The 19,479-nt window shown below is 70.5% G+C and carries 19 protein-coding genes and 1 pseudogene; 11 read left to right on the top strand and 9 right to left on the bottom strand.

What is annotated here, in order from left to right; genetic code table 11:
* The first annotated feature begins 8 nt into the window (after positions 1 to 8).
* The 6 genes from GKE56_RS13085 (at position 9) to GKE56_RS13060 (ending at position 6,463) form a co-directional block, all read left to right on the top strand.
* Complete coding sequence (locus tag GKE56_RS13085; protein WP_154684904.1) at positions 9 to 2,009, top strand: hypothetical protein; 2,001 nt, start codon at positions 9 to 11, stop codon at positions 2,007 to 2,009.
* Positions 2,010 to 2,033: 24 nt separating this feature from the next.
* Positions 2,034 to 2,627: an RNA polymerase sigma factor SigM gene (sigM, locus tag GKE56_RS13080; RefSeq protein ID WP_230208963.1), complete on the top strand. Its 594-nt coding sequence runs from the start codon at positions 2,034 to 2,036 to the stop codon at positions 2,625 to 2,627.
* Positions 2,628 to 2,712: 85 nt separating this feature from the next.
* Positions 2,713 to 3,468, top strand: a complete 756-nt coding sequence (locus tag GKE56_RS13075; protein WP_154684903.1) for a hypothetical protein — start codon at positions 2,713 to 2,715, stop codon at positions 3,466 to 3,468.
* A gap of 137 nt (positions 3,469 to 3,605) precedes the next feature.
* Entirely contained in the window at positions 3,606 to 4,610 is a 1,005-nt protein-coding gene (gene trxB / locus GKE56_RS13070) for a thioredoxin-disulfide reductase (protein ID WP_154684902.1), read from the top strand.
* 87 nt (positions 4,611 to 4,697) lie between these two features.
* Positions 4,698 to 5,024, top strand: a complete 327-nt coding sequence (gene trxA, locus GKE56_RS13065) for a thioredoxin (RefSeq protein ID WP_056916091.1) — start codon at positions 4,698 to 4,700, stop codon at positions 5,022 to 5,024.
* A gap of 260 nt (positions 5,025 to 5,284) precedes the next feature.
* Positions 5,285 to 6,463: an N-acetylmuramoyl-L-alanine amidase gene (locus tag GKE56_RS13060; RefSeq protein ID WP_154684901.1), complete on the top strand. Its 1,179-nt coding sequence runs from the start codon at positions 5,285 to 5,287 to the stop codon at positions 6,461 to 6,463.
* Positions 6,464 to 6,553: 90 nt separating this feature from the next.
* Here GKE56_RS13060 and GKE56_RS13055 read toward each other — a convergent pair whose 3' ends face one another.
* The 9 genes from GKE56_RS13055 to rpmH form a co-directional block, all read right to left on the bottom strand.
* Positions 6,554 to 7,675, bottom strand: a complete 1,122-nt coding sequence (locus GKE56_RS13055) for a ParB/RepB/Spo0J family partition protein (RefSeq protein WP_154684900.1) — start codon at positions 7,673 to 7,675, stop codon at positions 6,554 to 6,556.
* 13 nt (positions 7,676 to 7,688) lie between these two features.
* Positions 7,689 to 8,612 (bottom strand): ParA family protein, encoded by a 924-nt coding sequence (locus tag GKE56_RS13050; protein ID WP_370518401.1) that lies wholly within the window; start codon positions 8,610 to 8,612, stop codon positions 7,689 to 7,691.
* Positions 8,613 to 8,986: 374 nt separating this feature from the next.
* A complete protein-coding gene (gene rsmG, locus GKE56_RS13045) occupies positions 8,987 to 9,802 on the bottom strand; it encodes a 16S rRNA (guanine(527)-N(7))-methyltransferase RsmG (RefSeq protein ID WP_154684899.1) in 816 nt (271 codons plus the stop codon).
* A 29-nt stretch (positions 9,803 to 9,831) separates the two neighbouring features.
* Complete coding sequence (locus tag GKE56_RS13040) at positions 9,832 to 10,509, bottom strand: protein jag (RefSeq protein ID WP_370518400.1); 678 nt, start codon at positions 10,507 to 10,509, stop codon at positions 9,832 to 9,834.
* An 11-nt stretch (positions 10,510 to 10,520) separates the two neighbouring features.
* The gene (locus GKE56_RS18335) at positions 10,521 to 10,895 is read right to left on the bottom strand and encodes a hypothetical protein (RefSeq protein ID WP_370518399.1); all 375 of its coding nucleotides are present in this window, start codon (positions 10,893 to 10,895) and stop codon (positions 10,521 to 10,523) included.
* Positions 10,838 to 11,572 (bottom strand): membrane protein insertase YidC, encoded by a 735-nt coding sequence (gene yidC / locus GKE56_RS13035; protein ID WP_370518398.1) that lies wholly within the window; start codon positions 11,570 to 11,572, stop codon positions 10,838 to 10,840. The genes GKE56_RS18335 and yidC overlap by 58 nt, the downstream gene beginning before the upstream one ends.
* A gap of 102 nt (positions 11,573 to 11,674) precedes the next feature.
* Entirely contained in the window at positions 11,675 to 11,968 is a 294-nt protein-coding gene (yidD, locus tag GKE56_RS13030) for a membrane protein insertion efficiency factor YidD (protein WP_154684898.1), read from the bottom strand.
* Entirely contained in the window at positions 11,965 to 12,390 is a 426-nt protein-coding gene (gene rnpA, locus GKE56_RS13025) for a ribonuclease P protein component (protein ID WP_154684897.1), read from the bottom strand. Before rnpA ends, yidD begins: the two co-directional genes overlap by 4 nt.
* Before the next feature lie 10 nt (positions 12,391 to 12,400).
* Complete coding sequence (gene rpmH, locus GKE56_RS13020; protein WP_098483823.1) at positions 12,401 to 12,538, bottom strand: 50S ribosomal protein L34; 138 nt, start codon at positions 12,536 to 12,538, stop codon at positions 12,401 to 12,403.
* A 455-nt stretch (positions 12,539 to 12,993) separates the two neighbouring features.
* Here rpmH and dnaA point away from each other — a divergent pair, with 455 nt between their 5' ends.
* From dnaA to GKE56_RS12995, 5 genes and pseudogenes are all read left to right on the top strand, one after another.
* A complete protein-coding gene (dnaA, locus tag GKE56_RS13015; protein ID WP_154684896.1) occupies positions 12,994 to 14,502 on the top strand; it encodes a chromosomal replication initiator protein DnaA in 1,509 nt (502 codons plus the stop codon).
* Between the two features lie 605 nt (positions 14,503 to 15,107).
* Entirely contained in the window at positions 15,108 to 16,241 is a 1,134-nt protein-coding gene (dnaN, locus tag GKE56_RS13010; RefSeq protein WP_154685794.1) for a DNA polymerase III subunit beta, read from the top strand.
* A 103-nt stretch (positions 16,242 to 16,344) separates the two neighbouring features.
* Positions 16,345 to 17,419: pseudogene (gene gnd / locus GKE56_RS13005) on the top strand (phosphogluconate dehydrogenase (NAD(+)-dependent, decarboxylating)).
* A 10-nt stretch (positions 17,420 to 17,429) separates the two neighbouring features.
* Positions 17,430 to 18,626, top strand: coding sequence for a DNA replication/repair protein RecF (recF, locus tag GKE56_RS13000; RefSeq protein WP_154684895.1), 1,197 nt, complete (start codon positions 17,430 to 17,432; stop codon positions 18,624 to 18,626).
* Positions 18,619 to 19,197: a DUF721 domain-containing protein gene (locus GKE56_RS12995; RefSeq protein ID WP_370518397.1), complete on the top strand. Its 579-nt coding sequence runs from the start codon at positions 18,619 to 18,621 to the stop codon at positions 19,195 to 19,197. The genes recF and GKE56_RS12995 overlap by 8 nt, the downstream gene beginning before the upstream one ends.
* The last annotated feature ends 282 nt before the right edge of the window (positions 19,198 to 19,479 follow it).

The raw sequence follows: 19,479 nt of genomic DNA, 5'->3' as shown, positions 1-19,479 counted from the left end.
GAGGCAGTGTGCACGGGGTAGGCCCTTCGACGGTGCTGGGCGGTCGGTATGCCGTGCAGCGTCGCCTGGAGCAGTTGCCGCGCGCCGAGCGCTGGTCCGCCCACGACCTGACCCTCGAGCGCGACGTCGTCGTTGTCTGCTTCGAGGAGCACGAGTCGCACGCCCCCGCCGTCCTCGACGCCGCCCGCCGGGTCGCCGGGCTCGACAACCACCGCCTCGTGCGGGTCCTCGACGTCGGGCGGTCCGAAGGCATCGCCTTCTTCGTCGAGGAAGCCCTCCACGACGCCCAGACCCTGGCCCACATCCTCGAGCAGGGTGGCCTGCCCGCCGAGGAGGTCCGCCGCATCGCCGGAGAGAGCGCCACCGGTCTCGAGGCCGCCCGCGCCCGGGGCCTGCACCACCTCGTGCTCACCCCGAGCGCCGTCCTGCGCGGCTCCGACGGCACCATCAAGGTGCGTGGGGTGGCCACCGCAGCAGCCCTCGAGGGCGTCGATGACGTCGACTCCGTGCAGGCCTCGCGCACCGACGCCGTGGGCGTCGTCGCGGTGGCGTATGCCGCCCTCACCAGCCGGTGGCCCCTCCCGGGCACCGTGGCGGGCCTCGAGGCAGCGCCGCGAGTCGTCGGTGGCGTGCCGGCGCCCTCCGAGATCGCCGCGGGCGTACCCGGCGACCTCGACGCGCTGTGCCGACTGACCCTGAACGAGGACGAGGGCCCGCTCACCCCGGGCGACTTCGCCACCCAGATCGCCCCGTGGTCCGCCAACCAGGTGTCCGGCATGGGTGGGGCGCGACCGGTCACCGACAGCGGCGTCGAGAAGACCATCGCCCTGCCGATGGAGGGCCTGCGGCCCGCCTCGCGACGTCCCGGTGGGGCGGACGCCGCCGGAGCCCCCGTGGGCACGGCTGGGGCCGCCGCGGGCGCCGCTGGGGCCGCGAAGGCAGCCGGCGCCAGCCGCCCCACCCCGGCCATCGAGCCCACCGCCACGCTGCCCGTGCCGTCCCCCGACTCACCGGAATCCACCGACTCCCCGGAGTCGCCTGAGGCGCCCGGGTCCGCCGACCGCCCTGCGGCGACGGCGGCGACCGCCGCCGCAGCCGCCGCGGCCGCCACCTCGGTGGGCTCCGCCCTCGGCACTGCGGGCCAGGCAGCCGGGCAAGCTGCCGGCGCAGCCGCCCAGAAGGTCGGCATCTTCGCCAAGGCGGCCGCGGACAAGGCGGCTGACCGGGCAGCCGAGCGCCGCGCGCAGCGCCAGGCTGCGCAGGAGCACGCAGAGCAGCGCCGGATCAGCCTCGACGACGCCCTGCTCGAGGGCGACGAGCCCATCGAGCCTCCGCTACCCCTCCTTCCGCCGGAGACCGCCGAGGCGCCGACCCGCGACCAGTCCAAGCTGGTCCTGGTGATCATCGCGGGCTTCCTGGCCGTCGTGGCCGTCCTCGGGGTGTGGGGCGCATCGTTGATCGGGTCCGGGACCCACCTCGACCTCGGCACGACACCCCGGCCCACGGTGACCGTGACCGGGTCCCCCACCACCGTCCGACCATCGGGCCAGACGAGCAGCGCCCCGGCCCCCGGAGCCGCGCCGATCCCGATCCTCAGCGCGACCGGGTTCGACCCGGAGGGTGACAACGCCGAGCGCAACGGCGAGGCGCCGCGCGTCTTCGACGGCAACCCCAGCACGTTCTGGAGCTCCGAGGGCTACTCCACCCCGAACCTCGGGGGGCTCAAGAAGGGCGTCGGCGTCCTGCTCGACCTCGGCCAGGTGCGCGCGGTGAGCTCCGTGCAGCTCATCCTGCCCACCGCCTCCGACCTGACCGTCTACGTCGGCCCGAACCGCAGCCTCGATGGCGCCAAGCCGGTGGGTGCCTCCTCGGGCAAGGCCGGCACGATCACGCTGGCTCACCCGGGTGGTCCGGTGTCGGGGCAGTACATCATCGTGTGGTTCACGAAGATCTCGCAGGCTCCGGGCGGCCGGTTCCGCGCCACGCTCGCCGAAGTCTCGGCGCGCTGAGTCGCGACGCGAGGACCGGCATCCGTGCGCAGTGCTGACCCCGCCGACCCCGCTGAGCCCGCAGGCTCCGCCCCACCCTCCCCGCTGAGCGACCTCGACGACCGGCAGCTGGTGCGGCGGCACCTCGAGGGCGATCCCGATGCCTTCGGCGAGCTCTTTCGCCGGCACCGCAACCGGATGTGGGCAGTGGCCCTGCGCACGACCGGCAACCGCGAGCTCGCGGCCGACTGCGTCCAGGACGCGTTCATCTCGGCCTTCCGGCGGGCCTCGTCCTACCGCGGTGATGCCGCGGTCACGACCTGGCTGCACCGCATCGTCGTCAACGCCTGCCTCGACCGTCTGCGCAAGGAGAAGCCGGTGGGCCAGCTGCCCGAGTTCGACCTTGCCGACCGGCACGACGCGCAGGCCAGCGCCGAGGTGCGCCTCGACGTCTGGCAGGCCCTCCACCAGCTCCCCGAGGGCCAGCGGATGGCCCTGATCCTGGTCGACATGCACGGGTTGTCGGTAGCCGAGGCTGCCGCGGTCCTCGAGGTCGCCGAGGGCACCGTGAAGTCGCGCTGCAGCAGGGGCCGCGAAGCCATGGCCGAGCTGCTGCGGGAACCATCGGGGCAGCCGTGACGTCCTACCCATGTCGCCTCTGCCGTGACATCGCCGGCACCAGCACGTGTCGAGCACCGTTTCCCGCCGTCTGGAGGTCGCTGTGGTGAGCAACCCACCCGTGCCCCCGCACGGACCCGACGACCGCGACGACCCCACGGGCATCCGGGCGCTGCTGGGTGCCATGCCCGACCCCGGCCCCATGCCGGCCGACCTCGTCGCGCGCATCAACGCCTCGATCGCCGCCGAGCAGTCCGCCCGGTCCGGCCGGTCCGCGAGCCAACCAGTCGGCCCGTTCACTGACCCCACCGTGGTTCCCCTGCGGCGTCGGCCGCGCTGGCAGCGGTTGGGGCTGGCTGCGGCTGTGGCCGCGGTGGCGGCCGTCGGCGTGCCCGCGCTGCTCTCCACCACGGGGTCGAGCTGGATGGCCTCGCTCACGACGCACAGCTCCTCGGCGGGGTCAGCTGGCTCCGTCGCCGACTCCGCCGCGGGTGGCCCCGCCTCGGCCAAGGCGCCGGCGCCGGCGGTGACCATCTACGCCAGCGGCACGGCATACGCCTCGGGCGCCTTCGCGACGCAGGTCCAGGGTTTCCTCGACCACCCGGGTGCCCCGCTGGCACCCCTGTCCGCCGAGTCACCCCACCTCGGCCCCGCGGCGACCCCGCTGGGGCTGGCGCCGTGCCTGGCCGCGCTGCGACTCGACCCCGCGGCCCGGATGCAGGCCGACCTGGCCACCTTCGACGGGGTGCCCGCTGTCGTGGTCGTCGCGCTCAGCGACACCGGCCAGACGGCGTATGCCGTCGGACGCGGCTGCACCGCCGGGGCCACCACGGTCCTGGCCGGCCCGATCCGCGTCGGCTGAGCGGTCCCTGGTTTGTCCCCGCGCCAACCGGCCTGCCGGGTCCCGTGGCGGAACAATCAGGCCCTACGATCGGTTGCAGCAATCGGCACCGTATGTAGCGGTGCACCACCGCTTCGACCACAAGGGGCTGTAGCCGCGTGAGCACCACCGCTTCCGAAGAGATCCGCAACCTGATCATCATCGGCTCCGGCCCCGCTGGGTACACCGCGGCGGTCTATGCGGCGCGCGCCAACCTTCAGCCGCTGCTGTTCGAGGGTGCGGTCACCGCTGGCGGCGCCCTCATGAACACCACCGAGGTCGAGAACTTCCCGGGCTTCCGCGACGGCATCATGGGCCCCGACCTCATGGAGAACATGCGCGCCCAGGCCGAGCGGTTCGGTGCACAGATCATCACCGACGACGTCGAGTCCGTCTCGCTCGAGGGCGACGTGAAGACGGTCGTCGACGCCGAGGGCACGACCTACCGCGCGTATGCCGTGATCCTCGCGATGGGCTCGGCCTACCGCGAGCTCGGGCTTCCCGACGAGAAGCGGCTCTCCGGCCACGGGGTGTCGTGGTGCGCCACCTGTGACGGCTTCTTCTTCCGCGACCAGGACATCGCGGTCGTGGGTGGCGGCGACTCCGCCGTCGAGGAGGCAACCTTCCTCACCAAGTTCGCCCGGTCCGTGACCATCGTCCACCGTCGCGACGAGCTGCGTGCGTCCAAGATCATGGCCGAGCGCGCCCTGGCCAACGAGAAGATCCGGTTCGCCTGGAACTCCGCCGTCGAGGCCATCCACGGCGACAGCAAGCTCACCGGCATCACGCTGCGCGACACGACCACCGGCGAGACCCGAGAGCTGCCGGTGACCGGCCTGTTCGTCGCCATCGGCCACGATCCCCGCAACGAGCTCGTCAAGGACGTCGTCGCGCTCGACGACGACGGGTACGTGCTCGTGGACGGGCGCACCACCCACACCAACCTGCCCGGCGTCTTCGCCGCGGGTGACCTCGTGGACCACACGTACCGCCAGGCCATCACGGCGGCCGGTTCCGGGTGCGCCGCGGCGCTCGACGCCGAACGCTTCCTTGCCGACCGGGAGCACGCTGGCCTCCCCGCTCCCGACGCCGCCCTCATCGACGAACCCGCCCTCACCCACTGAGGCCCGCCGCTGTCACCGCGTGCTGAGATCCTGCAAGCACGCGGCCTACGATCCCCCGCCAACCGCACCACCGAAAGGAGCCCCCGAGTGGGAGCCATCAAGGACACCACGGACGCCACCTTCGAGGCCGACGTCCTCCAGAACGACAAGCCGGTCCTGGTGGACTTCTGGGCGCCCTGGTGCGGCCCGTGTCGCGCCGTCGCCCCGGTCCTCGAGGAGCTGGCCATCGCGCACGCCGACAAGATCGACATCGTCAAGCTCAACACCGACGAGAACCTCGCGGTGAGCAGCCGATACGGCATCACCGGCATCCCGACGCTCAACGTCTACGTCGGCGGCGAGGTCGTCAAGACCCTCGTCGGGGCGATGCCCAAGCCGAAGCTCGTCCGCGAGCTGGCCGACTACCTCAACTGAGCCCGTCCGCCCTGCCGGCCGGCTCCGATGGGAGTCCGGCCGGCAGTGTCGTGTCGGCGGCCCCGGTGCTCCCACCGGCCTGGTTGTGGGCCGGCGGTGGCCCGGTGCCCCGCCCCGTGCCCGGCCCCGGTGGACCTCTCCGGTTGGTCCCCGGGGCAATCTGACCTAGGCTCGACGTCTCCGGGAAGTGCACCGAAACCCGACGGCACCCCGGTTGACCTGCGTAAACACCAGAACTCGGCGCACGCGAAGGAGGCCCGATGTCCGACAGCAAGTACGGTCTCCTGGGCCTGGGCAGCCGTGGCCCCGCAGTAGCCGACGTCCGTGCGCGGCTCGCATCGCTGCCCGCGGACCAGCTGCCCGAAGGCGCGGGTCTCACCGACCCCGCGGTGGCGGTCGAGGTGTTCGACGAGGTCCTCGAGCGGGCGGTTCGAGCGTTCCAGCAGCACAAGGGCCTCATCGTCGACGGGGTGGTCGGGGTCGAGACCTTCGCCGCCATCGACGGCGCGCGCTGGTCGCTCGGCGACCGCATCCTCATGCACACCCCCGGCCACCTGCAGCGCGGTGAGGACGTCGTCGCCCTCCAGGAGCGCCTCAACACCCTCGGCTTCGCGGCTGGTCGGGTCGATGGCCGGTTCGGACCCGAGACCGAGCGGGCAGTCCGGTCCTTCCAGCGCTCCTACGGCCTCCCCGGCGACGGGTCAGTGGGCCCGGAGACCCTGCGCGCCTTCGAGGACCTGCGGCGATCGGTGTCGGGTGGCTCGGCGACCATCCTGCGTGAGCGTGAGCTGATCCGTCGCTCCGGTCACAGCCTGAGCGGCCGGACCATCGTGCTCGACCCCGGGCACGGTGGCTCCAACACCGGGGCCAGCGCCCACGGCCTGGTCGAGTCCCAGGTCGTCATGGACCTCGCCCGCCGGATCGAGGGACGCCTCACCGCCATCGGCGTCTCGGTGATCTACACCCGGACCGACTCGACCTGCCCCACCGAGGACGAGCGCGCCGCACTGGCCAACGCCGCCGGTGCCGACCTGGTCATCTCCCTGCACTGCGACTCCCACGATGCCGGCGATGCGAGCGGGGTGGCGACGTTCTTCTTCGGCCGGGACCGTGCCACGACCTGGTCCGCGGTCGGTGAGCACTTCGCCGACCTGCTGTTGCGTGAGGTCGTCGCGCGCACGGGCCTGGCCAACTGCCGCTCGCACGGTCGTTCGTGGACGCTGCTGCAGCAGACGAGGATGCCGGCAGTACGCGTCGAAGCCGGCTACCTCTCCCACCCCGAGGATGCCGCCCGTCTCGCCGATCCGGCGTTCCGCGACACCGTCGCCGAGGCCGTCCTGGTCAGCCTGCAGCGCCTCTACCTCGGTGACGACGACACCGCCACCACCGGCGTCCTGCGCCTGGGTGACCTGCGCGCCTTCCTCGCGGCCCACGGCTGAGGACCTCACGCAGCCCACGGCATACTTCTCGAGATGACGAAACCCGTTGCAACGCAACGGGTTTCGTCATCTTTCAAACGGATGCAGTGGTCAGCCGCGAGGGTTGACCCCGAGCAGGTCGACGATGCGGTGGAGGTCCTCGACCGAGGCGAACTCCACAGTGAGCTTGCCCTTGCGCTGACCCAGCGCGATGTTCACGCGGGTGTCGAACCGGTCTGACAGTCGCGACGCGAGGTCGTCGAGCTGGGGGTGACGCCCGCCTGCGCGCGGGCGGCGTGGCTTGGTCTTCTCCTGGTCGCCGCCGAGCGTCACGATCTCCTCGACGTTGCGGACGCTGAGCCCCTCGGCGACGATCCGCTGGGCGAGGCGCTCCATCGCCGCCCCGTCATCGAGTGCCAGCAGGGCGCGGGCGTGGCCAGCCGAGAGCACTCCCGCGGCCACCCGACGGGCCACGAGCGGGGGCAGCTTGAGCAGCCGGATCGTGTTGGAGATCTGCGGTCGGGACCGGCCGATACGACTGGCCAGTTCGTCGTGCGTGCAACCGAAGTCCTCGAGCAGCTGCTGGTAGGCCGCGGCTTCCTCGAGGGCGTTGAGCTGGCTGCGGTGGAGGTTCTCCAGCAGCGCGTCCCGGAGCAGGTCGTCGTCGTCGGTCTCCTTGACGATCGCCGGGACGGTCTCTTTCCCGGCCGCCTGTGATGCACGCCAGCGCCGCTCGCCCATGATGAGCTCATAGACGACACCGTCCTCGGCACCGTCCTGACCTGGGGGAATGGGTCGAACGACGATCGGCTGGAGCACCCCGATCTCGCGGATCGAGTGCACGAGCTCGGCCATGTCGTCCTCGTCGAACACCCTGCGCGGCTGGCGGGGGTTCGGGCGGATCGAGCCGATGGGCAGGTCACCGTAGGACGCACCGGGCACCGGCGCGAGCTCGGCCGCGGAGTCTCCAGGCTGCTCCTGAGGCTCATCCTGGGCGCTGTCAAGGACCTCATCAGCGGCCCCGACCGCGTCGGGCGCCTCGCTCATCGGTGCCTCGGGTGCCCCGTTAGGGGTTGGCGGCTGGGGCGCCGGCTCGTGGCTGCCACTGCCGTTCTCGCCCGGCTGCTGGTCGCGGAAGAACACGTCCACCGGTCGGCTGGAGGTCGGCGAGGTGGGCGCGTTGGGGATCAGGGCTCCCAAGCCTCTCCCCAGGGCGCGACGCTTCTCACTCATGAAGTCTTCCTTCTCAGTTCTGCGCGGGAGCGCTGGTGGCGCCACGATCGGCGAGTTCGGCAGCGGCCCCGAGGTAGGAGAGGGCGCCACTGGAGTTCGGGTCGTAGGTCAGGACGGTCTGGCCGTGGCTGGGTGCCTCGGAGATGCGCACGGACCGGGGAACGGTGTTGCGCAGCACCTGGTCCGGGAAGTGCGTGCGCACCTCGTCGGCGACCTGGGCCGACAGCCGGGTTCGGCCGTCGTACATCGTCAACAGGATCGTCGACACGTGCAAAGTCGGGTTGAGGTGGCTGCGGATCAGCTCGATGTTCTTGAGGAGCTGTGAGAGGCCCTCCAGCGCGTAGTACTCGCACTGGATCGGGATGAAGACCTCCTGCGCGGCGACGAAGGCGTTCACGGTGAGCAACCCGAGACTGGGCGGGCAGTCGATGAGCACGTAGTCAGGGGTCGGCTTGCCGTGCTCGGCTGCCCCAGCGAAGTATGCCGTGATGGCCTTCTGGAGCCGCGTCTCGCGGGCGACGAGCGAGACGAGCTCGATCTCCGCTCCGGCGAGGTCGATGGTGGCCGGAGCACACCACAACCCCGGGATGTCCGGGCACTCCTGCACGACGTCCGCGATCGCCACGCCGTCGACGAGGACGTCGTAGATGCTGATGACCTCGGCGTGGTGCTCGATGCCCAGTGCGGTGCTGGCATTTCCCTGCGGGTCGATGTCGATCACGAGCACCGTCAGCCCCGCCTGGGCCAGGGCGGCAGCGACGTTGACCGTCGTCGTCGTCTTGCCCACCCCACCCTTCTGGTTGGCCACCGTCAGGATCCGCGGCTGGGCCGGCTTCGGAAAGACTCGACCGGTGAGCGCGATCCGCTTGCGAGCGTCCTCGGCGACCGCTTGAGCCAACGGCGTCTGGTGGTCACCGGTCGGCAGCGATGAAGCCAACTCTTCGCGCTCCTTCGTTTCACGTGAAACAACCTGCGCCAAGGCGTCCTCAGCGGCCTCCGATGTCACCACAGACGGCAGGTCCCCCGCCGGCGTTTCACGTGAAACGGCGGCAGCGGCCCCCTCACCCTCGGTTTCACGTGAAACCACGTCGGCCACGGCGGCATCCGTCGCGGCAGCAACTGTCGTTCCGTCGGGCAGCGGCCATCCGATGGGTGCGCTCGGACCACCCGGAAGGTGCGGCCAGCCCAGCCCACGCTCGAGCTGGAGAGCGGTCGTGGTCACGCGGTCACCTGGGGGGCCATGAGCATCATCCAACCCTACGGCGAGCTGGTCCTCCAACGCGGGAGGCGCCACCGAGGCGAGCGGGCGGTTCACGTGCTGCGGGACGGGCGGGGCCGACCCGTCCCGGCGCGCCGGCCGCTGCGGGCAGCACCCGTTCCCCGCGCGCCCACCGTGAGCTCGAGGGTCACCGTGGGCACCTCGAGCAGGTCCGCGCCATACGTGCCGATGCGGGCGGCGTGCATCCCCAAGGTCCGGAGCGCCTTCTCGGTGGCGGCCAGCTCCTCGGCTGCCTGGCTGCCCTTGAGCGCCACCAGGGTCCCGTTCTCCGCGAGCAGCGGGAACACCCACCGCGCCAGCTTGTCGATGCGCGCGACCGCCCGAGCCGTCGCGTATGCCGTCGACAGCTCACCGTGGAACTCCTCCGCCCGGCCGCGGTGCACGATGGCGTTGGTCAGGCCCAGCTCGCCGATCGTCGTGCTCAGCCACGTGGTGCGACGCAACATCGGCTCGACCAGGTGCAGCGTGAGGTCGGGGCGCGCGATCGCCAGGGCCAGGCCGGGCAGCCCAGCCCCGGAGCCGACATCGATGATCTCGGCCCCCTCGGGGAATGCCTCGTGCGCCACGGCGCAGTTGAGCAGGTGGCGCTCCCAGAGAATGGGCACCTCGCGAGGGCCGATCAGCCCGTGGGACACCCCGGTGTCAGCGAGGATCGCCGCAAAGTGCTCCGCGCGGCCAAGGTGGACGCCAAAGACCGCACCCGCCGCGGGCGTGGGGGGCGCCGGCGCCGAGGGCGCCGCCTCTGGCGGCCTGGGCGTGTCGCGGGCGGGTGAGGTCGACAAGGGAACGGGCGCGGTCCCGGCCTCGCCGGTTCCGCGCCCGTTCGCCGGGTTCTCTGGGGAGCTCATGCGCCCTGTTTCACGTGAAACAAGCGTCGTCATGCGGGCAGGACCACGACGAAGCGTTTGGGCTCGACGCCGTCCGACTCGGAGACCAGCCCGGCCGCGAGCACCTCGTCGTGCACGACCTTGCGCTCGAACGCCGTCATCGGCTCCAGCGAGGTGCGCTCACCGGTCGCCTTGACATCCTCGATGGCCCGGCGGGCGATCTGCACGAGCGCTGCGCGGCGCTCTGCACGGTGGCCGGCCACGTCGAGCATCAACCGGCTCCGCTCACCCGTGGCCGCCTGGACCGCGAGCCTGGTGAGCTCCTGGAGCGCCTCGAGGACCTTGCCGTCGGTGCCGATGAGACGCCGCGGAACGCGGCCCTCCTCGGAGTCGACGATGGACACGGCGGCGCGGTCACCGTCGACGTCCACGTCGATGTCTCCATCGAGGTCGGCGATGTCGAGCAGGGTCTCGAGGAAGTCGGCTGCCACCTCACCTTCCCGCTCGAGGTCGGCCACCTTGCGTCGCGGCGCCCTGGGTTCGGTGCCGGTGTCCGTGTCGGTGTGCTCCGTGTCGGCGTACTCGGTGTCGTTGGCGACGGTCTCGAGGTCAACGGCGTCGGTGTCCATGGCGTCGGTGTCCATGGCGTCGGGCGAGGTGGGTTCGGTCTGCTGGTGTGTGGGCGCCTCGGCGGCGTCATCCACCACGGTGTCGTGCTGTTCAGTCATGACGGTCGCTTTCAGTTGTCGGTCTGCGGCTTGTTTTCGCTGATGGGGCCGCCGGAGCCGGCGGCCTTGGGCGCGCCGCCCTTGCGCTTCTTGTTGCGGCTGGGCTGCTGGCGCTGGCCACCGGTCGGCTTCGGTGCGTCACCGTCCGTGCCGGAACCATCACCCGAGCCATTGCCCGAGCCGGAGTCGAGCCCCTTGACGGTGAACTCCTTGACCGTCTTGCCGCGCTTGGCGTGGCGCTCCTGCATGGCCTTCTCGGCGGGGGATCCCGGCGCCGGCATCCGGCGGATCACGTAGAACTGCTGGCACATCGACCACACGTTGGTCGTCAGCCAGTAGAGCAGGACGCCGATGGGGAAGTTGATCCCGGAGATGGCGAAGAACAAGCGGCATCAGGTAGAGCAGCATCTTCTGCTGCTTGGCGAACGGGTTGTCCAGCGCCGACGCCGGCATGTTCTTCATCATCAGCTGGCGCTGGGTGGTGAACGTGCTCGCGGACATGAGCAGGATCAGCACGACGGTGATGATCTGCACCGTGAGGGTGGGGGCGTGGACGAACTTCTCGGACAGCTGGGCGCCGAACAAGCGTCGAGGTCTCAGCCTGGGCGGCCAGGTTCTGGCTGATCGGCCCGATCGGCTTGGCCTTGCCGGCGCCGATGTCCTTGAGGCCGTTGAGCACGCGGAACAGGCCGAAGAAGAACGGTGACTGCAGCAGGATCGGCAGGCAGGAGCTGAACGGGTTGGTCCCGGTCCGCTTGTACAGGTCCATGGTCTCCTGCGTCATGGCCTGACGGGACTCAGGGTCGCTCTTGCCCTTGTACTTCGCCTGGATCTTCTGCATCTCGGGCTGGATGAGCTGCATCCGCCGCGAGGCGTGGATCTGGCGCACGAACAGCGGGATCATGGCCGCCCGCATCACCACGACGAGGCCGACGATGGACAGCACCCACGCCACCCCCGACGCGGACGGGATGCCGATGGCGGTGAAGAGGGTGTGCCACCCGTAGAGGATCCACGAGACGATCCATTCGAACGGGTAGATCAGCGATGTGTAGAACTGCATCTCGTCCTCAATCTGGTGGTGGGCCGTCGAGGTGACGTCCCACCGGTGGTTCCGGTTGCGCAGCGGGTATGCCGTGCGGCCGGCAGGTGTGGTGCCCCGCCGCTAGTGCGCGGCGTGCGGAGGTGGTGCGGTGGAACTGGTCGACCCGGGCACGGAACCCGGCGCGGCGGGCACGTGGTCGACACCCCCGGGTGTCCAGGGGTGGCACCTGACCAACCGTTTGACGGCCAACCAGGTTCCCTTGAAGGGGCCGAACCGACGGATCGCCGTCAGGGCGTACGCGGAGCAGGAGGGGTAGTACCGGCAGGTCGGCGGCGTGAGCGGCGAGATCACCCGCTGGTAGAACACGATCAGCCCGATGAGCGGTGCGGCCAGGACCCGGCGCACGACGGTCACGACCGGCGCCCGTCGGGTCGGGCGGCCGCTGGCTCAGCCAGCCGCGCCGCGAGTCGGGCCGTCGCCTTGCCGAGCAGACTGTCGAGGTCAACAGCCAACTCGGACGAACTCGCTTGTGCGGCAACGGGATTCGCGCGGACCACGACGTCGACGCCAAGCGGGATCCGGTCGATCCGGGCCGCCATGAGGGCCCGGAGCCGGCGCTTGGTGCGGTTGCGGACCACGGCGCCACCGACGGCCTTGGAGACAACAAAACCGACCCGCGGCGGATGACCCGCACGCGCGTCGGTCGTGTTGGCGTGGACCACGATCAACTTGGAGCCGAGGCGTACCCCGCTCGGTCCACCCGCGGCTCCTGCGCTGCCACGCACGGCTGCCGAGAAGTCTGCGCGGTGCCGCAGCCGGTGCCCAGCGGGCAGCACGGAAGGAGCCTCAGGCGGACAGCTCGGAGCGGCCCTTGCGGCGACGAGCCGAGAGGATCGCCCGGCCGGCGCGGGTGCGCATGCGCAGGCGGAAGCCGTGGACCTTGGCCCGACGACGGTTGTTCGGCTGGAAAGTACGCTTGCTCACGTTGTTCTCCGTAACTGGTCAGGCCCGCGGCCTGAGTGGTGCTTGGTGGGCGACTGCAGAGCGCCTGCAGGGCGTCTCGGCCGCAATCGGAAGCCCGCGGAGCAGGGACAGGAGTCCTCACCGGGATCACGGGCATGCGAAAACGGCCGACAGGCCGCCTCCACGGTACGCGAGCGCGAGGCGCAGGGTCAAACCAGCTGACCCGCCCCGCATACTGAGGTCCATTAGCACTCGCCACGCTATCCTCATCTCGGGACACGCCGGGGGTGTTGCCAGAATCCGGGAATCGGGGACCCAATTTTCGGCATTCGGGTTGCCGCTGACACGCCACAGTTGTTAGCGTCCGTCCTCGTCCCTCGATTCACCCACAGGTTGTGGATAAGTGTGTGGACAAGGCACCATGACCCGGAGACAGGGCAGCAACAACCACCACCGTCGAAAGGGATGTGGGACCCGTGAGTGATGCAGATCTGGACTTCGCTCAGATCTGGCAGAACACGATCTCCACTCTCGACGCCGATGGCCTGCCAGCACGGGAGCGCGCCTTCCTGACGCTCGCTCGGTTCTCGGGACTGCTCGACGGAACCGCCCTGATCAAGGTCCCCAACGACTACACCAAGGACGTCGTCGAGACCCGGGTGCGCGACGAGGTCACCCACGCCCTGTCCTCGCAGCTCGGCACCACCGTGCACCTGGCGGTGACGGTCGACCTCTCCCTCGAGGAGGGCCACCTCGACCAGGACACCGACGGTCTCGACGAGGGGTCCGGCGGGCCAAGCGGCACGGGCGCTCCGAGCGGTCATCAGGGCGGCCCCGGCCTGAGCGGCCTGAGCACCGCGCCGGCCCAGCCCGACAACGTGTACCCGATGGCCCGGCACGCCGAGACGCAGCGTCGGCCGCGTGACGAGGTCCCCAGCATCACCGATGAGTCGGCGACCCGGCTCAACCCGAAGTACACCTTCGACACGTTCGTCATCGGGGCCAGCAACCGGTTCGCGCACGCGGCCGCCGTCGCAGTGGCCGAGGCGCCGGCGAAGGCGTACAACCCGCTCTTTGTCTACGGCGAGTCCGGGCTCGGCAAGACGCACCTGCTGCACGCGATCGGGCACTACGCCCGCAACCTGTACCCCCACGTCAAGGTGCGGTACGTGAACTCCGAGGAGTTCACCAACGACTTCATCAACAGCATCCGTGACGACAAGGCGTCCAACTTCCAGCGTCGCTACCGCGACGTCGACGTCCTGCTCATCGACGACATCCAGTTCTTGCAGGGCAAGGTGCAGACCCAGGAGGAGTTTTTCCACACCTTCAACACCCTGCACAACGCCAACAAGCAGGTCGTCATCACCAGCGACCTGCCGCCCAAGCTGCTGTCCGGCTTCGAGGAGCGGATGCGCAGCCGGTTCGAATGGGGCCTGCTCACCGACGTCCAGCCCCCCGACCTCGAGACCCGCATCGCCATCCTTCGCAAGAAGGCCATCCAGGAGAAGATGAGCGCCCCCGACGAGGTGCTCGAGTTCATCGCCTCGCGGATCTCCACCAACATCCGCGAGCTCGAGGGCGCGCTGATCCGGGTCACCGCCTTCGCCAGCCTCAACCGCCAGTCGGTCGACATGGGCCTGGCCGAGATCGTCCTCAAGGACCTCATCCCCAACGAGCAGGGCTCGCAGATCACCAGCGCGACGATCATGGCCCAGACCGCCGCCTACTTCGGGCTGACCATCGAGGACCTCTGTGGGTCGTCCCGCTCTCGGGTGCTCGTCACGGCGCGCCAGATCGCGATGTACCTGTGCCGCGAGCTCACCGACCTGTCGCTGCCCAAGATCGGCCAGCAGTTCGGCGGCCGAGACCACACCACGGTCATGCACGCCGACAAGAAGATCCGCCAGCTGATGGCCGAGCGCCGCGCGATCTACAACCAGGTCACCGAGCTCACCAACCGGATCAAGCAGCAGTCGCGCTGAGGGTGCCTTCTCCACACCTTTGTCCACAGCTGTGCCTGCGTGTTCACCCTCTCGTCACCTGCGCCCACGAGCGCCGGACGACCCCTCGCCCGCTTGAGCGGCCCGTCCACAGCCTGTGGACAACTCTGTGGGTATGTCTACGAGCCTCACCGCCATCGGCCGATCGGCTGATTTCGCCCACAGCTGTGGACAACCCGTGGACAAGGCGTGCACGACGGGCCCGTCACCTGGGGACGAGTGGGTATGCCGTGGGGAGACCCTGTGGGCGACGGATCCCCGTCCACAGGCAGCCTCAGCTTGTCCGAGGACTCGTCCACGCGGCATACACAGGGCTGGAGGCCCACTGACCTGCGACGACACCGGTTGTCCACAGAATCCACAGCCCCTAAGACCATGACGAAATCCATCTACTCAAGGGTCCAGCCCCGAGTACCAAGACTGAACCCACCCACCAGCCCACCCACCAGCCCACCCCCGACCCGGACAGCTGTGCGGATTACCCGATCCGGGTTGGCCCGGTGTCGTGCGAGCACTAGGGTCAGTCCGCAATCACATTCTTGAAGTTTGACCGCGGCCACGCCGCACGCGAAGGGCAGGTAGTGACGGTGAAGTTTCGGGTCGAACGTGAGGTGCTCGCCGACGCCGTGACGTGGGTGGCTCGTGGCCTGCCAGCCCGCCCGCCGGTGCCCGTGCTCGCCGGACTGCTCATCGAGGCCAACGACGAGGGCACGCTGACCCTGTCGGCGTTCGACTACGAGGTCTCCGCCAAGATCACCGTCGCGGCCGACGTGTCCGAATCGGGCACCGTGCTGGTCCTCGGCCGGCTCCTGGCCGACATCTCGCGCAACCTGCCGTCCAAGCCGGTCGACATCTCGACCGACGGGTCCAAGGTCTCGGTGACCTGCGGCTCCTCACGGTTCAGCCTCATGCAGATGCCGGCCGACGACTACCCCACGCTGCCCACCTCGCCCGCGCCCAGCGGCACCGTGGCCGGCGACGTCTTCACCCAGGCCGTCGCCCAGGTCTCCATCGCCGCCGACCGCGGCGACACCCTGCCGATCCTCACCGGGGTCAGGGTCGAGATCGACGGCGAGAAGATGACCCTGCTCGCCACCGACCGCTACCGGCTGGCGATGCGCGAGCTCACCTGGAACCCCGAGGCCAGCGACGCGTCCCACGTCGCGCTCGTCCCGGCCCGCACCCTGTCCGAGACCGCCAAGGCGCTCGGCGCGTCCGGCACGGTCGACCTCGCCCTGGGCTCCTCGGCGGGCGGTGAGGGGCTGGTCGGGTTCGAGGCCGGCCAGCGCCGCACGACGACCCGGCTGCTCGACGGCGAGTACCCCAAGGTCACCTCGATCTTCCCCACGACCGTCGAGACCGAGTCGGTCATCAAGACCGCCGACCTGGTCGAGGCCGTCAAGCGCGTGGCCCTGGTCGCCGAGCGCAACACCCCCGTGCGGCTTCGCTTCAGCGAGGGCCAGGTCGCCATCGAGGCGGGCACCGGCGACGACGCCCAGGCGTCCGAGGCCGTCGAGGCCGTGCTCACCGGTCCTGAGATCGAGATCGCGTTCAACCCCCAGTTCCTGCTCGACGGCCTCGGCGCGGTCGGCACCGAGTACTCGCGCCTGTCGTTCACCCAGCCCTCGCGCCCGGCCGTCCTGTCCGGCCAGGACAAGGAGGACGGCGATGCCGACACCTCCTACCGCTATGTCCTGATGCCTGTTCGCTTCGCGAGCTGACCTCACCCGGGCGTAGCCTGAGCACGCGCCCCGCGGGCCGTATGCCGCGACGCAGGCTTCACGCTCCGTCACCTCCACTCGCTCGACAGGGAAGGCACCTCTCATGCAGCTCGGTCTGATCGGCCTCGGCAAGATGGGCGGCAACATGCGCGAGCGGATCCGCCGCGCTGGGCACGAGGTGGTGGGCTTCGACCGCAACGCCGCGGTCTCCGACGTCAAGACGATGGCGGCGCTGGTCAAGGCGCTCGACGCCCCGCGCACGGTGTGGGTCATGGTCCCGTCGGGCGACCCGACCCGGCAGACCATCGAGAAGCTCGCGGACCTGCTCGACAAGGGTGACATGGTCATCGACGGCGGCAACAAGCCGCTTCACCGACGACTTCGAGAACGAGGCGCTCCTCAAGGCCAAGGGCATCGGCTACCTCGACTGCGGCGTCTCGGGCGGCATCTGGGGCCTGGACAACGGCTACGGCCTCATGGTCGGCGGGTCCCCGGCGAACGTGAAGAAGGCGATGCCGATCTTCGACGCGCTGCGGCCCGAGGGTCCCCGCGACGAGGGCTTCGTCCACGCCGGCAAGGTCGGGGCCGGCCACTACGCCAAGATGGTGCACAACGGCATCGAGTACGGCCTCATGGCGGCGTATGCCGAGGGCTACGAGCTGCTCGAGGCGAAGGACATCGTCACCGACGTCCCGGGCGCCTTCAAGGCGTGGACCCGCGGCACCGTCGTGCGGTCCTGGCTGCTCGACCTCCTGGTCGACGCCCTCGAGAAGAACCCCCACCTCGACGACGTGTCCGGCTACACCGTGGACTCCGGCGAGGGACGCTGGACCGTCGAGGAGGCGATCGCCAACTCGGTGCCGATGCCGGTGATCTCGGCCTCGCTGTTCTCGCGGTTCGCCTCCCGTCAGCAGGAGTCCCCCACGATGCAGGCCGTCGCCGCGCTGCGCGGTGGCTTCGGTGGGCACCAGGTCATGTCGGTCGCCGAGGGCGAGAAGCTCCGCGCCGAGGGTGCGCCCAAGCACGAGAAGGCCGTGGCGGCGAAGGCTGCCTCGAAGGAGAAGCCCACCAAGAGCGCGGCGAAGGCTGCTGCCAAGGGTCGCAAGGCCGCGACTGCGGGACCGTCGTCGGGCACGGGGGCGACCACAGGGCGCAGGCGCACCGCCAAGAAGGCCTGATCGGGAGCGCGTGCACGTCCGTCACCTGTCCGTCGCCGACTTTCGCAGCTACACCGCCGCCGAGTTCCCCCTGCAGCCCGGCATCACGACGCTGGTCGGCCTCAACGGCCAGGGCAAGACCAACCTCGTCGAGGCGATCGGCTACCTCGCCACGCTCTCCAGCCACCGGGTCGCCACCGACCAGCCGCTCGTGCGGTTCGGCGCGGAGCAGGCGATCATCCGCGGCGTCGTGGTGCGCGACGGGCGCGAGACCCTGGTCGAGCTCGAGCTCAACCCGGGCCGGGCCAACCGCGCCCGGCTCGGGCGCTCACCGGTCACCCGGCCCCGGGAGGTGCTCGGCACCCTGCGCACCGTGCTGTTCGCCCCCGAGGACCTCGCGCTGGTCAAGGGCGACCCCTCCGAGCGCCGACGGTTCCTCGACGACCTGCTTGTCGCCCGTCAGCCCCGCTGGGCCGGCGTCCGGGCGGACTACGACAAGATCCTGCGCCAGCGCAACGCCCTGTTGAAGTCGGCCCAGCCCGTGCTGCGCCGGGGTGCTCGCCACCGGCCGCGGCCCGGCGACGAGCCTGCCGATGACGCCCGTGCTTCGGCGCTGCACACCCTCGACATCTGGAACGAGAACCTCGCCACGGTCGGATCGCAACTGCTCTACGCCCGGTTACGGCTGCTGCGCGACCTCGGCCCCTATCTCGCCAAGGCCTACGACGAGGTCAGCGCCGGCCAGTCCGACGCACGGGTCTCCTACCGCAGCTCACTGCGCGAGGAGAGCGCCGAGCGCATCGCGGCCGGCGACGTGCCCGAGATCGGTGAGCTGCACGCCGAGCTGCTGGCCACCCTGACGCAGGTGCGCGACCGTGAGATCGAGCGCGGGGTGTCACTGGCCGGGCCGCACCGCGACGACCTCGTGCTCGGACTCGGCGACCTGCCCGCCAAGGGCTATGCCAGCCACGGGGAGAGCTGGTCGTTCGCGCTGGGACTCAAGCTCGCGGCATACCAGCTGTTGCGCCACGACCTCGGCGACGATCCGGTGCTCATCCTCGACGACGTCTTCGCCGAGCTGGACACCGGCCGGCGCGAGCGCCTGGCGGCGATGATCGCCGACTGCGAGCAGGTGTTGATCACCGCCGCGGTCGATGCCGACGTGCCGGCCTCGCTCGTGGGGCAGACGTTCGCGGTGTCGCTCGGGACGGTGGTGCCCCGTGAGTGACGACGCCACGACGAACCTTGCGGACGACCCCAACGACCCCAACGACCCCAACGACCCGGACCGTCCGAGCAATCCTGCGGACGACGCCGACGACGCCGCGGCTGCCGCCCTGCTGCGCGCCCGGGCGGCGGCCCGGGAGAAGGGGCTGCGCCCCGGCCTGAAGCCGATGCGGGCCCGGCGACCGGGAGTGCCGACCACCAGGGCGCCCCGCGACGGCCGCGACCCGGAGCTGCTCGGCGACCAGATGGACCGACTGCTCGCCGACCGCGGCTGGAAGGTCGACGTCGCGGTGGGCTCGGTGATGGGGCGCTGGCCCGACATCGTCGGCGCCGAGGTCGCCCAGCACTGCACCCCGGTGACGTTCGAGTTCGGGGTGCTCACGGTGCGTGCCGACTCGACTGCCTGGATGGTGCAGCTCCAGCTGCTCGAGTCCGCGATCATGGGGCGGCTCGAGGGCGAGGTCGGCAAGGGGACGGTGACGGCGCTCAAGCTCGTGGGGCCGAGTGCCCCGTCGTGGTCCAAGGGCCTGCGTCGAGCCCAGGGGCCCGGCCCACGCGACACCTACGGCTGACGCGACCGAGGGCGGGCGGCAGGCGGCGGCGCCCGAGGTCAAGAAGGCCAGAATCGGGCCCTGAAAGGCCGGGTCGCGTACCGGGGACCGTCCCGGGGCAGGTTTTTGGCGCAAATGTGGGCTCACGGCCCTCCTGACGCGAGCTCTGACCCCCTCGACAGGTAGACTCTGAGGTGAATTCGCGACCAGCTGGTCTCCAGTCTGGTCGCGTGCCATGAGCAGGGTGCACGGCCGTGGGGATCGGTTCCCGGCGGGGTGCACCACCGGAGAAGGAGCACTGTG

Origin of the sequence: Nostocoides sp. HKS02, assembly GCF_009707485.1 — a bacterium.
GTDB lineage: Bacteria > Actinomycetota > Actinomycetes > Actinomycetales > Dermatophilaceae > Pedococcus.
This window is presented reverse-complemented; position numbering and strand designations above follow the sequence as displayed.

What these genes read in the sequence shown, in the direction of transcription:
- GKE56_RS13040 (WP_370518400.1), bottom strand. Translation starts at nt 10,509, where the DNA reads ATGACTGAACAGCACGACACCGTGGTGGATGACGCCGCCGAGGCGCCC.
- rsmG (WP_154684899.1), bottom strand. Translation starts at nt 9,802, where the DNA reads ATGAGCTCCCCAGAGAACCCGGCGAACGGGCGCGGAACCGGCGAGGCC.
- GKE56_RS13055 (WP_154684900.1), bottom strand. Translation starts at nt 7,675, where the DNA reads ATGAGTGAGAAGCGTCGCGCCCTGGGGAGAGGCTTGGGAGCCCTGATC.
- yidC (WP_370518398.1), bottom strand. Translation starts at nt 11,572, where the DNA reads ATGCAGTTCTACACATCGCTGATCTACCCGTTCGAATGGATCGTCTCG.
- GKE56_RS13060 (WP_154684901.1), top strand. Translation starts at nt 5,285, where the DNA reads ATGTCCGACAGCAAGTACGGTCTCCTGGGCCTGGGCAGCCGTGGCCCC.